We start from the raw sequence: 13,721 nt of genomic DNA on the forward strand, positions 1-13,721 counted from the left end.
GTCCCGCCACACCGCGCAGTGGTCGTCCGGTGGCCATCCTCGGCCACGGATCATGACGCTGACAAGGCCGTGACCAGCGGTTGCGTCCCGGCTCACAGGCCCCGTCCGAAACGTGGACACCCACCCGTCCCACACAGCCCCCGACCCCCGCCGCCCGCGCCAACGCCCCGCCCCGGCCCCGCTCGGCGGCGCCGGCCCCGGGAACGCCCGAGCCCCCGGCCGCGACGAGCGCGACCGGGGGCTCGGGGCTCCCTCCGTGGCGGACGGGCCTACAGCCCGACCTCACGCATCAGCTGGCCGACCTCCGGGTTGGTCAGGCGGCGCAGCCAGCCCGACTTCTGGTCGCCCAGGGCGATCGGCCCGAAGTGGGTGCGCACCAGCTTCTCGACCGGGAAGCCGACCTCGGCCAGCATCCGGCGGACGATGTGCTTGCGGCCCTCGTGCAGGGTCACCTCGACCAGGTAGTTCTTGCCGACGTTGGAGACCACCTTGAAGCTGTCGGCACGCGCGTAGCCGTCCTCCAGCTCCACGCCCTGGGCCAGCTGCTTGCCCAGGTCACGCGGGATCGGGCCCTGGATCGCGGCCAGGTAGGTCTTGGTCACGCCGTAGCGCGGGTGGGTCAGCCGGTGGGCCAGCTCGCCGTGGTTGGTGAGCAGGATGATGCCCTCGGTCTCGGTGTCCAGGCGCCCGACGTGGAACAGCCGGGTCTCCCGGTTGGTCACGTAGTCGCCCAGGCACTGGCGGCCGTCCGGGTCCTCCATGGTGGAGACCACACCGGCCGGCTTGTTCAGCGCGAAGAAAAGGTAGGACTGGGTGGCGACGGTCAGACCGTCCACCTTGATCTCGTCCTTCTGCGGGTCGACCCGCTTGCCCTGCTCGGTCACGCGCTTGCCGTTGACCTCGACCCGGCCCTGCTCGATCAGCTCCTCGCAGGCGCGGCGGCTGCCGACGCCGGCCCGGGCCAGCACCTTCTGGAGGCGCTCGCCCTCGGGCTCCCCGAACGTCTTGGGCAGCTTGACGGCCGGCTTGTCGTGCCGGGCGAGGACGGCGTCCTCGATCTTGGCCTGGAGCTCGCGGGAGCGCTGCGGCTGGCGGCGCGGGTCGCCCGGGGCGCCCTGGCCCTCACGGCGCGGGCGCGGGGCCGGGCCGGGGCGCCGGCCGGCGTAGCCGCCACGGGCCGGGGTGGCGTTGGGGCCGCCGCCGTACTCGGGGCGGTCGTACTTGCGCTCCTCCGGCCGCAGCGGGCGGTCCGGGTAGCGACGGTCGTCCCGCCGGTCGTCGCGACGGTCCCGGCGGTCGTCACGGCCGTACGAGCCGCCACGCGAGCCGGAACCCGAGCCGCCCCGACCGCCGCCGTAGGAGCCGCTGCCCCCGTACGAACCCCCGCGCGAACCCGAACCCGAGCCGCCGCGGCCACCGCCGCCGTAGGAGCCGCCGCCCCGGCCCCCGCCCTGTCCGCCGCGACCGCTTCCGCCGCCGCTGCTGTTCCTGCCGTTGCCACTGCTACGCATCAAAGTGTCCGTACGTCGTTCCGTCTGGGATGTGCGGTCGTTTCGGCCGACCTCACCGCCCCCTACCGATCGGGCCCGGCCCGACCGGCCTCGCCACTGCCGTCCGCGGCCTGCGCGGCAGCGGCGGCGACCGCCTCGGCGATCATCGTGCCCTCCAGGGACTCCGCTTCCACGTCGTCGACCTCGGGCAGGAAGGGAGCGAGCTCCGGCAGCTCATCCAGGCCGCGGAGCCCCATCCGTTCCAGGAAGTAGTTCGTCGTCCGATACAGGATCGCACCTGTTTCGGGCTCGGATCCGGCCTCTTCCACCAGTCCTCGCTGTACCAGGGTACGCATCACCCCATCACAGTTCACACCGCGGACGGCGGAAACCCGGGATCTGGACACCGGCTGCCGGTAGGCGACCACCGCCAGGGTCTCCAGCGCGGCCTGGGTGAGCCGGGCCTGCTGGCCGTCCAGGAGGAAGCGGTCGACCGCCGCGGAGCAGGTGTCCCGGCTGTAGAACCGCCAGCCGCCCGCGACCAGCCGGAGGTCGAAACCGCGGCCCTGGGCCGTGTACTCGGCGGACAGTCCGCGCAGCGCCGCCGCCACCTCGGCCCGCGGCCGCTCCAGCACCCCGGCCAGCCGCTCCTCCGCCACCGGTTCGTCGACGACCATCAGGACGGCCTCCAGTTCGGCGCGCAGCCCGGCGTCCGCACCGCCCCGGTCTTCCCCGGCCCCGCCGGCGCCGGAAGTCGACGGAGCCGACTTCTGGTGCACGACGCGCGGCTCCCCGGCCGACGCGCCCGCGCCGGAGAGCCCGGCAACCCCGACGGACTCCGTCCCGACCGGCTCCACCCGGTCCGGTAGCAGCTCGAAGGCCGGCTCCAGCCACTCCTCGGACCGCGGCCGTCCCGGCAGCCCCAGCGGACGCCGCACCGGCCGCCCGCCCTCGTTCCCACCACTCATCGCCGCTCGCCCTCCTCGGCCCCTCGCACGCCCTCACCCGCCGACCGGTCGCCCCCGGCCCCTCGCTCGACCGCCGCCTCTCGCCCACCCTCGCCCGCCGGCCGGTCGAACTCGTCCGTCACCTCCACCACACCCCGGCCCTCCTCGGCCACCCAGCGCACCCGCAGCTCGCCGAGCGCCTCCGGCTGCTCGAAGGCGAGCACCCGCTCCCGGTACAGCTCCAGCAGCGCGAGGAAGCGGGCGACCACCACCAGGTCGTCCGGGGCGTCCTCGACCAGCCGCTGGAACGAGGCCTCGCCCAGCTCGGTGAGCAGTCCGACCACCAGCCCGGCCTGTTCCCGCACGCTGACCGGCGGAGTGTGGATGTGGTCCACGTAGACGACCGGCGCCGGCTTGGGCTCCATCGCCTTGGCCGCCAGCTCGGCGAGCTGCCGCGCCCCGAGGCCGATGACCACCTCGGGCAGCAGTTGCGCGTGCCGGGGTTCCAGAGCGGCGCTCCGGGGACGGCGCAGCAGCTCGGCCGCCCAGCGCTCGCCGAAGATCGCCGCCGCCCGCTTGTACGCGCGGTACTGGAGCAGCCGCGCGAACAGCAGGTCACGGGCTTCCAGCAGGGCCAGGTCCGCCTCGTCCTCGACCTCGGCCACCGGCAGCAGCCGGGCGGCCTTGAGGTCGAGCAGGGTGGCGGCCACCACCAGGAACTCGGTCGCCGCGTCCAGGTCCCAGTCCGGGCCCATCGCCCGGATGTGCGCCATGAACTCGTCCGTGACGGTGGCCAGCGCCACCTCGGTGACGTCCAGCTTGTGCTTGACGATCAGGCTGAGCAGCAGGTCGAAGGGGCCCTCGAAGTTGTCCAGCCGTACCCGGAAGCCGCCCCGCGACTCGTCCTCGGTCGCGTTCGCGGCGGTGGCGGCTGGTTGTTCGGCGGTCCTGGGCATGACGGTCCATCTTCACCCGTCCCCGGCCCTGCCTCGTCCTCGGGGCCCACCGACACGCCGCCCACCGGCCGCCGGCCGACACCTCCGGGCGCTCCCGGACGGCTTCGAGCGCTCCCGAGGGCCCCGAGCCCGTACGCCCGTACGACCCCCTCGGCACCCGCACACCCACGACCCTCCGCGAAAGCCCTCCAGCGGCCACCACGGCCCCTCGGGCCCCCACCGGCGGTACCCCGGCCCGGCCAACGCCGACCCGACGTCCTCCGGACGCCCCGCCGAGAACCCGGCGGTCTCCCCACGCCCGGCCCTCGGCCCAAACGACACCCGGCCCGAACGCAACCGGCCCAACGGCACCCGGCCCCAGCGGCGCCCGGCCCAAACAGCACCCGGGCCGAACCCGGCGCCCTGCCGACGACCCGCGCCCCCTCGGCCGCCCCCGCGCGCCCGGCCGCCCCCGCGCGCCCCTAGCGCCCGCGCAACCGCCGGACCAGGATCGAGGCCTCACCGCGCTGCTCCAGATCCGCCAGAACGACCGCGATGGCCTCCCGCACGATCCGCCCGCGGTCCACGGCCAGGCCGTGCTCACCGCGCAGCACCAGCCGGGTGTGCTCCAGGTCCATGAGTTCCTCGGCGGACACGTACACCGTGATCTTCTCGTCGTGCCGCTCGCGCCCGCTGGGCCGGCGCGGCGCGCGCCCGCGCGGCCGGGCACGCCCGGCGGCACCGGCCTGCTCCTCGGCGGCGCCCTGGTGCGTGCGGGCCGCCGGGGCGGAACCGGCTCCACGGCCGCCCTGGACGGCCTTCCCGGCCCCGGCGGCGCCGCCGGCGGGAGCGGGCCCGACGGCCGCGCCGGGCCGCTGCGCGGGCGCCGGCACGGTGGCGGCCGTCTGCTGGTCCGGTGTCACCTGCCGCTCGTCCTGGGCCCCCTGGGCGGACTCGGCGCCCTCGGCGCCGTCCGGGCCGTTGACGGTCCGCGCGGTCTCCGGTCTGGATGCCTCGGCGGCCGGACGCGGCGCGAGGGAGGGCGACAGCGCCATCCCGCCGGTGGTCCGGAACAGCTCGTCGGCACCCGGGAGACTCACTCGGCGGGGCGGCACCGGTCGAGCACCTCCCTGGCGAGCTGGCGGTAGGCGGCGGCACCGACCGAGTTGGTCGCGTACGTCGTGATGGGCTCGCCGGCGACGGTGGTCTCCGGGAAGCGCACGGTCCGCCCGATGACGGTGTGGAAGACGTGCTCGCCGAACGCCTCGACGACGCGCGCCAGCACCTCGCGGCTGTGCACGGTGCGCGAGTCGTACATGGTGGCCAGGATGCCGTCCAGGCGCAGCTCGGGGTTGAGCCGCTCGCACACCTTCTCGATGGTCTCGGTGAGCAGCGCGACACCGCGCAGCGCGAAGAACTCGCACTCCAGCGGCACGATCACGCTGTGAGCGGCCGTCAGCGCGTTGACCGTCAGCAGGCCGAGCGAGGGCTGGCAGTCGATGATGACGTAGTCGTAGTCGGGCAGCAGCGGCTTCAGGGCGCGCGCCAGCGCCGACTCCCGGGCCACCTCGCTGACCAGCTGCACCTCGGCGGCGGAGAGGTCGATGTTGGAGGGCAGCAGGTCCATGCCCGGCACGGCCGTCTTGAGCAGCACCTCATCGGCCGTCAGCCCCCGCTCCATGAGCAGGTTGTAGACGGTGACGTCGAGTTCCATCGGGTTGACGCCGAGGCCGACCGAGAGCGCGCCCTGCGGGTCGAAGTCGACGAGCAGCACCCGGCGGCCGTACTCGGCCAGCGCCGCGCCCAGGTTGATGGTCGACGTGGTCTTGCCGACGCCGCCCTTCTGGTTGCACATGGCGATGATCTGGGCGGGGCCGTGCTCGGCGACCGGTGCGGGGATCGGGAAGTAGGGCAGCGGACGGCCGGTCGGGCCGACCCGCTCGCGGCGCTGGCGCGCGGCGTCGGGGGCCAGCGTGGCCGCGTACTCCGGGTCCGGCTCGTACTCGGCGTCCGGGTCGTCGTAGGCGCCGTAGGCGAACTCGCCGTAGGCCAGGCCGTAGGCCGCCAAGTCGGCGTCGTGATCGGTCACCGTGGTCACCTGTGCTGTGTTCTGGCGTGCTTCGAAAGTACGGAGTGCGACCGAGCCGACCTCGGCCGAGCCCACGGAGGGCTGCCGGGCCCCGGGCTCCTCACTCGGCTGGCCGGCGGTGAGCTCCGCCAGTCCTGGCTGACCACCCCCGGGAGCAATTGTCGACTCATTCACAAGTCGTCTTACCTCCTTGGGCATCCAGGACTCTATGTCGATTCGTCAGCGTGGCAGCATGCCGACGGTTTGCGACTCTAGGCCGTTCAAGGCGTTCGCAGCAACACAATCCACGGTAGTGGGCAGGATGTGTCGACTATCGAGCGGGCTGCTGTCAAGGGATGCGAGGGCCATCGGCCCCGGTGTTTCCGCGAGCGGGTGACATGACCGACGGATATTGACGACAGAGCGACCCACTCGCTCCACCCGCCGTTCACGGGCACGGCGAAGCCCCCGGCCCGAACGGATCGGGTCGGGGGCGAACGACCGCCGTGCGGTCAGGGGGTTCAGGCGAGCACGCTCTCCAGGGAGACCGACTCCAGGCCGAAGGCCTCGGCCACGGCCGGGAAGGTGATCTGGCCCTCGTGCACGTTCAGGCCCTTGGCGAGCGCGGCGTCGCGGCGCAGCGCCTCCTTCCAACCGCGGTTGGCCAGCTCGACCACGTACGGCAGGGTGGCGTTGGTCAGCGCGTAGGTGGAGGTGTTCGGGACCGCACCCGGCATGTTGGCCACGCAGTAGAAGACCGAGTTGTGGACCTTGAAGGTCGGGTCGTCGTGCGTGGTGGCGTGCGAGTCCTCGAAGCAGCCGCCCTGGTCGATGGCGATGTCGACCAGCACGGAGCCCGGCTTCATGCGGGAGACCAGCTCGTTGGTGACCAGCTTCGGGGCCTTGGCGCCCGGGATCAGCACGGCGCCGACGACGAGGTCGGCCTCCAGGACGGCCTTCTCCAGCTCGAAGGCGTTCGACACGATGGTCTTGACCTTGGTGCCGAAGATGCGGTCGGCCTCGCGCAGCTTGTTGATGTCGCGGTCCAGCAGGGTCACCTCGTAGCCCATGCCGACGGCGATGGTGGCCGCGTGCCAGCCGGAGACGCCACCGCCGATGACGACGGCCTTGGCCGGGTGGGTGCCGGGCACGCCGCCCGGCAGGGTGCCGCGGCCGCCGGCCGGGCGCATCAGGTGGTACGAGCCGACCTGCGGGGCCAGGCGGCCCGCGACCTCGGACATCGGGGCGAGCAGCGGCAGCGCGCCGTTCGCCTGCTGCACGGTCTCGTACGCGATGGCGGTGGTGCCCGAGGCGATCAGCGCGTCGGTACCGGCCCGGTCGGCCGCCAGGTGCAGGTACGTGAAGAGGGTCTGGCCCTTGCGCAGCCGGTGGTACTCGGAGGCGATGGGCTCCTTGACCTTCAGCAGCAGGTCGGCCGTGGCCCACACCTCGTCGGCGGTGGGGAGGATGGTGGCGCCGGCGGCCACGTACTCCTCGTTGGGGATCGAGGAGCCGACACCGGCGTTGTCCTCGATGTAGACCTCGTGTCCGTTGCGGACCAGCTCATGCACGCCGGCGGGCGTGATGGCCACGCGGTACTCGTGGTTCTTGACCTCGCGGGGGATGCCGACCTTCACGACTGAACACGTCCTCTTGCCATGGGGGTCCCGACCGGAGAAGACCGGTGGGCGACGCGCACGTGGGGAGCCTCCGGATAGCCCGGGGCGGGGATCGCTGCGCGACTGAGTCCGAGTGTAATGAAGCCCAGTCGGCGTGTCAGCCTTCCAAAGTGAATAATTTTCCCGCACACATTGGCAGGTTCGTAGGCTTCCCCTGCGACTTACCCACCAAAGACCTTCCAACCGGGCATATTCGACAATACCCCCGAAACGCCCGTCACCACCCCGCGTCGACCCGTTCCCGCAGGTCCGCCAGGGCGGCCCCGACGGCGTCGAGGCCCCGCTCGTCGCCCAGCCGGCGCAGCACAGCGAGCGCGGCCCGGTACTCCCGGTCGGCCTCGTCGAAGCGGCGCTGCGCGGTGTGCGCCTCGGCGACCCGGGCGAGCAGCCGGGCCTCGGCCGCGTGGTCCCCGAGCGCCTGTCGCAGGCCGAGCGCCCGTCCGTACCAGTCGGCTGCACGCACCGGGTCACCGAGTGCCCGGTGGCAGTTGGCCGCGCTCTCCAGGGCCCGGGCGCACAGCGGCTCGTCGTCCGCCGTCCGGGCGTGTTCCAGGGCGGCCCGGTAGTGCCCGGCGGCCCGCTCCCAACGGCCGGCCGCGGCCTGGAGGTCGCCCAGGTTGAGCAGCGCGGCCGAGGCCCGGCGGGGGCGGCCGTTGCGCTCGGCGACGGTCAGCACCAGCTCGTGCAGCCGGTAGAGGTCGGCGGGCGCGGCCGCTCCGGTCAGCGGCAGCGCCCGCAGCAGCGCGGTGACCAGCCTCCCGGCCGAACCGTCCAGGTCTCCCTGGCCGATCGCGTCCGCCACCGCGCCGAGCAGCAGTTCCCGCTCGCCGAGCAGCCACTGCCGGGCGTGCTCCGCCGAGTGGAGCCGCAGCGGGGCCGGCAGCGGGTCGGGCCCCGGGCCGGCCGCCGGGTCGGGCCCCGGGCCGGCCGCCGGGTCGAGCAGCGCCCGGGCCGACTCGGCGAGCCGGACCAGCCGCTCCAGCAGCCGGGCCCGGGCGAGCTCGGTCTCGGCGGGCCGGTCCTCCCGCTCGCGCAGCCGGACCAGCCGCGGGTAGAGCCGGCCGGGCACCCGGTAGCGCGGGGTGCCGTCGGCGGCCGGCGCCTCCTCCCCGAGGAGCTCCCGCTCGGCCAGCGCGGCCAGCGTCGCGGCCGCTTCCGGCGCCGGGCAGCCGACCAGGGCGGAGGCGGTGCGCAGGTCCGCGGTCTGCGCCGGGGCCAGGGTGAGGGTGCGCAGCATCCTCGCCTGGGCGGCCGGCAGCCCCCGGTACAACAGGGTGAAGGCGCCGAGCAGCGGGTCGTTGTCGGGAACGGGCACCGGCTCGGCCGGCTCCGGAGCGGGCTTCACCCAGCCCGCCGGATCACCGGCCGTCCCGGCGCCGGGGGCGTCCGCGCCCTCCTCCCCCTTCTTCCGGGGCCCGGCCTGCGCCGAAGCGTCCTTCGCCGCCGCGCCCGTCACCGGCCCCGCCGTCGCGGCCGCCTTCTCCCGCCCCTTGCCCCGCCCGCCGTCCACTCCCCTCTTCCGCGCGTTGTCCCGTCCACTCTCCCGATCCCGCTCCGTCCCCTTCTTCGGCGACCCCTCCGGCTCCGCCCCGCCGGCACCCGCGGCGGCCGGCTCCTCCCCCACCACCCGGTTGAGCTCGCGCGCCGCGTCCGTCACCGCGGTCTTCGGGTTCCCGCGCAGCCACCCCGCCATCAGCCGCAGCGCCGCCGGCCGGCTGGCGCACGCCTCGGCCAGGTCGGCACCGCCGACCGGGTCGCAGGAGATCCGGGTGCCGCCGACCAGGTCGGCCAGCAGCTCGCCGGAGGCCTGCCGGTCCAGCCCGCCGAGGATCACCGGGTCGATGTCCTCGATCCCGGTGAGCGGCCCGGCCGTGGTCGCGAGGACCAGGCAGCCGGGTTCGTCGGCGAGCAACGGCCACACCTGCCCGGCGTCCCGGACGTCGTCCAGCACGATCAGCACCCGCAGTCCTTCGAGCGCCTCGCGCAGTGCCACGCAGCCCGGCTCGTCCCGCCCGTCCTCCCCCGCCCCGGGCAGCGGCACGGTGCCCTGCGGATCGAGCTGCTCCAGCAGCAGCCGGGCGGCCCGGGCGGGCGGCATCCGGCCGCCGTCCGGGGCGGAGAGCCGGACGAACAGCACGCCGTCGGGGTAGTCGGCGGCGACGGTGCGGGCGAAGCGGGCGGCCAGCGCGGTCCGTCCGGAGCCGGGACGCCCGGCCAGCACCAGCACCGGGCAGCGCCCGCTCGCCGGACGGGCGGCCGCCGCCCGCAGCGCTGCGAGTTCGGCCCGCCGGCCGACGAAGAGCGCGGGCCCGGCGGGCAGCCGCTCCAGGCCCGGGACGGCCCCGGCGGGCGTGCCGGGGCCAGGGCCGGGGTCCATCGTCGCCGTCTTCCTTGCCACCCGTGCCACTCCCGACGTCATCCCGCGCTCGGCATCCGACGCCCGGCTCCGGTGCCCAGCCTCCGGAGGTCAGCGGAGGCGGCCCGGGACGGGCGCCCTGTCTGCGAAGCGTAGTTCGACCGTCCGGCTCAGCAGAGGTGACATCCGGTCGTACGAATCCGCAAATCACCCCAACGACTCAACGCGCGGGACCGGCCAGGGGCCGGCCCCTCCCCCGAAGGCCCGGGTCCTGCTCCGAAGGCCGCCCCGAAGGCCCGGCCCCTCCTTCTCCGAAGGCTCGGGCCCCGACGGCCCGGCTCAGGCCTCGAAGGGCCGGGCCGGCCAGGGCGAGTCCGCCGGGCGCAGCGCGTCCAGCCCGTCCGGGCCGGTGAGCGCGGCGTGCACGGCCAGGGTGCCGGTGATCAGCGTCGGGTTGTGCAGCGCCCCGGCCTGGATCAGCCTGATCAGCTCCGGCACCGGCACCCAGGCCAGCTCGATCTCCTGCTCCTCGCCCTCGGCCGCGAAGCGCTCGCCCTCGGCCGGCGCCAGGTCGGTGGCCAGGAACATCCGCAGCGCCTCGTCGGTGCCGCCGGGAGAGGTGTAGTAGTCGGCGAGGATCCGCCAGGTGCCGGCCTTGCAGTACGCCTCCTCGTACAGCTCGCGCTGCGCGGCGTGCCACGGGTTCTCGCCGGGCACGTCGAGCAGGCCGGCCGGCAGCTCCCACAGCCGCTGGCGCACCGGGTGGCGGTACTGGCGCAGCACCAGCACCCGCTGCTCGTCGTCCAGGGCGAGCACCGAGACCGAACCGGGGTGGGTCTGGTAGTCGCGGCGGGCCCAGCTGCCGTCGGGCATCCGGACCTCCTCGCTGCGCACCCCGGTGACCTTGCCCTGGAACGGGGTCCCGCTCGACCGGACCTCCCACTCCTCCGCCACGTCGGCGATCCCCTGGCGGCTCTGCTCGTCCATCGCGCTCTCCCCTTTTCGTCAGTACGACACAATCTAACGCCGGACGGCGGCCCCGCGGGAATCGCGGGACCGCCGTCCGGTGAACGACCGTCGACGACGGCGCCCGGGCCGCGGCGGCCCGGGGGCGTCGTCCGGGGACTACTGGGTGACCCCGGTCTTGATCTCGATGGCCGCCTTGACCAGGCCCGCGAACAGCGGGTGCGGGCGGGTCGGGCGGGACTTCAGCTCCGGGTGGGCCTGGGTGGCCACCAGGTAGGGGTGCACCTCGCGCGGGTACTCGACGTACTCGACCAAGTCGCCCTTGGGCGAGAGGCCGGAGAACTGCAGGCCCGTCTTCTCCAGGTCCGCGCGGTAGGCGTTGTTGACCTCGTAGCGGTGGCGGTGGCGCTCCTCGACGTACTGCTCGCCGCCGTAGACCTCGCGGACGATCGAGCCCTCGGCGAGCTTGGCCGGGTACAAGCCCAGGCGCATGGTGCCGCCCAGGTCGCCCTTGCCGTCGACGATGGCCAGCTGCTCGGCCATGGTGGAGATCACCGGGTGCTTGGCGGCGGCGTCGAACTCTGTGGAGTTCGCCTCCGGCAGGCCGGCCAGGTTGCGGGCCGCCTCGATGACCACGCACTGGAGGCCCAGGCACAGGCCCAGCAGCGGGATCCGGTTCTCCCGGGCGTAGGTGATGGCGCCGACCTTGCCGTTGACGCCGCGGTCGCCGAAGCCGCCGGGGATGCAGATCGCGTCGACGTCACCGAGCTGCTCCTGGGCACCCTCGGGGGTCTCGCAGTCGTCCGAGGTGACCCACTTGATCTCGACCCGGGCGTTGTTGGCGAAACCGCCGGCGCGCAGCGCCTCGGTCACCGACAGGTAGGCGTCCGGCAGGTCGATGTACTTGCCGACCAGCGCGACCTTGACGATGTGCTGCGGCTCGTGGACGCGGCGCAGCAGGTCGTCCCAGGTGGTCCAGTCGACGTCGCGGAACGGCAGGTCCAGACGGCGCACCACGTAAGCGTCCAGGCCCTCGCCGTGCAGCACCTTGGGGATGTCGTAGATCGACTTGGCGTCGATGGCCGCGACCACGGCCTCCTCGTCCACGTCGCACATCATCGAGATCTTGCGCTTGATCGCCTTCGGGACCTCGCGGTCGGCGCGCAGCACGATCGCGTCGGGCTGGATGCCGATGTTGCGCAGCGCGGCGACGGAGTGCTGGGTGGGCTTGGTCTTCAGCTCGCCCGAGGGGCCGATGTACGGCAGCAGGGAGACGTGCACAAAGAAGACGTTGTCCCGGCCGACCTCGTGGCGGACCTGGCGGACGGCCTCCAGGAACGGCAGCGACTCGATGTCGCCGACGGTGCCGCCGACCTCGGTGATGACGACGTCGACGTCCTCGGTCGCCATCCGGCGGATCCGGGACTTGATCTCGTTGGTGATGTGCGGGATGACCTGGACGGTGTCGCCCAGGTACTCGCCGCGGCGCTCCTTGGCGATGACGGTCGAGTACACCTGGCCGGTGGTGACGTTCGCCGAACCGTGCAGGTTGGTGTCGAGGAAGCGCTCGTAGTGGCCGATGTCCAGGTCCGTCTCGGCGCCGTCGTCGGTGACGAACACCTCGCCGTGCTGGAACGGGTTCATGGTGCCCGGGTCCACGTTGAGGTACGGGTCGAGCTTCTGCATCGTCACGCGCAGGCCGCGGGCCTTCAGCAGCGCGCCGAGGCTGGAGGCGGTCAGCCCCTTGCCGAGCGAAGAGGCGACACCCCCGGTGACGAAGAGGTGCTTGGTCGTCACGGCGCGGCCGTTCGCTGCCTTGCCGGAATGGGGCTGTGCCAAGAGGGGGCTCCCGTGGGTCGCGTGTCGAAGAAGACGTGGGCGGGAGCTCGGGGTTCGCCGGGCGACGGGAGGCCGGCTCGGTGCGCGGCGCTCGTTGGGTCGTCGGTTCGGCTGGTCCGGGGCGTTTGATCCCGCCGGTCCACGGGATACCAGGGTATCAGTGCCCCGGCCCGGACGCCTTTCGGGCCGCGCGCCTCCACACCGGGGGCGTACGCGGGGCGCACCACCGGCGCATCATCCGCCGCACGGGTCACACCGGTCGCACTACCGGCCGGACCGGGCCAGGCCGTGGCTTCCGTCCGGACCATGCCGACTCCTCCGGCCGGACCAGCCGGAGGTGATCCTTCCGGGTCATCCTGCGCGGCGCCCTCGCGATGCACGGCATTTCCGCCGAATTGCGGCGCCACTCCGGGCTGCGCCCGCGTGCTTCGCCCCTTTCGTCCGTCGTAAGCTGCTCGGACGCATCGCCGACAGCACGAGCACGCGGAGGGCGTGGGAGGGTCAGGACACTCCCGGTCCCCGATGCGCGACCGGACCTCCCCGTAATTCCCGCTCCTCCCCACCCACTCCAGGGGCTCGACCGAGCCCCGCGGACACTCCAGCAAGGCCCGCCACCACCCCCGGCGGGCCGGACGTCCCGGGGTGGACCTCCGGCCCCGCAGCCCGCTCGCTCCCTCCGCTCGCCGATGCCCTGACCACATTGCGAACTGGAGATCCACGTGGCCGGCCGTATCGAGGACTACGCACTCATCGGGGACATGCAGACCGCTGCCCTGGTCAGCAGGGACGGGGCGGTGGACTGGCTCTGCCTGCCCCGCTTCGACTCGCCGGCCGTGTTCGCCGGTCTCCTCGGCACCGATGAACACGGCTTCTGGCGGATCGGCCCGGCCGAGGCCGTCCCGACCGAGGTCCCCGCCCCGGCCCCCGCCGCGCCGCCCTCCGCCGGGGGCCGGGCCCGCCTCACCGACACCGCCGACCTGCGGGTGCCTCCGCCCACCGCGGCCGCGCCCGCCGTGCCCGCCGACCGGCGGCGCTACCGAGGCGACTCCCTGATCCTCGAACAGGAATGGGACACCACCACAGGCACCGTCCGCGTCACCGACTTCATGCCCCCACGCCCACTCGCCGGCAAAGACGCCGTCCCCCAGATCATCCGCATCATCGAAGGACTCTCCGGCACCGTCCGCATGCGCTCCGCCCTGCGCATGCGCTTCTCCTACGGCCGCATCGTCCCCTGGGTCCACCGCGTCGAACAAACCGACGGCACCCACCGCACCGTCGCCATGGCCGGACCCGACTCCGTCTGGCTCGACGGCGAAGCCGACACCTACGGCCGCAACCTCACCACCTACGCCGACTTCACCATCACCACCGGCGAACGCCTCGCCTTCGCCCTCACCTGGCAAGCCTCCCACCTCGACCCACCCAGGCCCCCCGACGC

The 13,721-nt window shown here is 73.8% G+C and carries 10 protein-coding genes; 1 reads left to right on the plus strand and 9 read right to left on the minus strand.

Features of this window, described 5'->3' with window-relative positions; translation table 11 throughout:
• Window positions 1–269: 269 nt before the first annotated feature.
• From ACZ55U_RS31425 to ACZ55U_RS31465, 9 genes are all read right to left on the minus strand, one after another.
• Window positions 270–1,511: a pseudouridine synthase gene (locus ACZ55U_RS31425; protein ID WP_465531544.1), complete on the minus strand. Its 1,242-nt coding sequence runs from the start codon at window positions 1,509–1,511 to the stop codon at window positions 270–272.
• A 62-nt stretch (window positions 1,512–1,573) separates the two neighbouring features.
• Window positions 1,574–2,167, minus strand: coding sequence for an SMC-Scp complex subunit ScpB (scpB, locus tag ACZ55U_RS31430; RefSeq protein ID WP_465531564.1), 594 nt, complete (start codon window positions 2,165–2,167; stop codon window positions 1,574–1,576).
• 287 nt (window positions 2,168–2,454) lie between these two features.
• On the minus strand, window positions 2,455–3,393 hold the full coding sequence (locus ACZ55U_RS31435) for a segregation and condensation protein A (protein ID WP_465531546.1): 939 nt from the start codon (window positions 3,391–3,393) through the stop codon (window positions 2,455–2,457).
• A gap of 461 nt (window positions 3,394–3,854) precedes the next feature.
• On the minus strand, window positions 3,855–4,472 hold the full coding sequence (locus ACZ55U_RS31440) for a hypothetical protein (RefSeq protein ID WP_465531548.1): 618 nt from the start codon (window positions 4,470–4,472) through the stop codon (window positions 3,855–3,857).
• Window positions 4,469–5,536, minus strand: a complete 1,068-nt coding sequence (locus ACZ55U_RS31445; protein WP_030245868.1) for a ParA family protein — start codon at window positions 5,534–5,536, stop codon at window positions 4,469–4,471. Before ACZ55U_RS31445 ends, ACZ55U_RS31440 begins: the two co-directional genes overlap by 4 nt.
• A 425-nt stretch (window positions 5,537–5,961) precedes the next feature.
• The gene (ald, locus tag ACZ55U_RS31450) at window positions 5,962–7,077 is read right to left on the minus strand and encodes an alanine dehydrogenase (RefSeq protein ID WP_465531550.1); all 1,116 of its coding nucleotides are present in this window, start codon (window positions 7,075–7,077) and stop codon (window positions 5,962–5,964) included.
• Window positions 7,078–7,336: 259 nt separating this feature from the next.
• A complete protein-coding gene (locus tag ACZ55U_RS31455; protein WP_465531552.1) occupies window positions 7,337–9,496 on the minus strand; it encodes a tetratricopeptide repeat protein in 2,160 nt (719 codons plus the stop codon).
• 318 nt (window positions 9,497–9,814) lie between these two features.
• Window positions 9,815–10,462 carry an NUDIX domain-containing protein gene (locus tag ACZ55U_RS31460; protein WP_465531554.1) on the minus strand — a complete coding sequence of 216 codons (648 nt, stop codon included), beginning with the start codon at window positions 10,460–10,462 and terminating at the stop codon, window positions 9,815–9,817.
• Between the two features lie 138 nt (window positions 10,463–10,600).
• Window positions 10,601–12,280, minus strand: coding sequence for a CTP synthase (locus tag ACZ55U_RS31465; RefSeq protein WP_465531556.1), 1,680 nt, complete (start codon window positions 12,278–12,280; stop codon window positions 10,601–10,603).
• A 719-nt stretch (window positions 12,281–12,999) separates the two neighbouring features.
• Between ACZ55U_RS31465 and ACZ55U_RS31470 the strand changes: the two genes are divergently transcribed.
• The coding region (locus ACZ55U_RS31470) for a trehalase-like domain-containing protein (protein WP_465531558.1) at window positions 13,000–13,721 on the plus strand (722 nt) is incomplete at its 3' end.

The organism is Kitasatospora sp. NPDC034533 (genome assembly GCF_055575155.1).

Excerpts from the sequence above, each read along its gene's own strand:
- ACZ55U_RS31425 (WP_465531544.1), bottom strand. The coding sequence starts at position 1,511 with ATGCGTAGCAGTGGCAACGGCAGGAACAGCAGCGGCGGCGGAAGCGGT.
- scpB (WP_465531564.1), bottom strand. The coding sequence starts at position 2,167 with ATGGTCGTCGACGAACCGGTGGCGGAGGAGCGGCTGGCCGGGGTGCTG.
- ACZ55U_RS31435 (WP_465531546.1), bottom strand. The coding sequence starts at position 3,393 with ATGCCCAGGACCGCCGAACAACCAGCCGCCACCGCCGCGAACGCGACC.
- ACZ55U_RS31455 (WP_465531552.1), bottom strand. The coding sequence starts at position 9,496 with ATGGACCCCGGCCCTGGCCCCGGCACGCCCGCCGGGGCCGTCCCGGGC.
- ACZ55U_RS31460 (WP_465531554.1), bottom strand. The coding sequence starts at position 10,462 with ATGGACGAGCAGAGCCGCCAGGGGATCGCCGACGTGGCGGAGGAGTGG.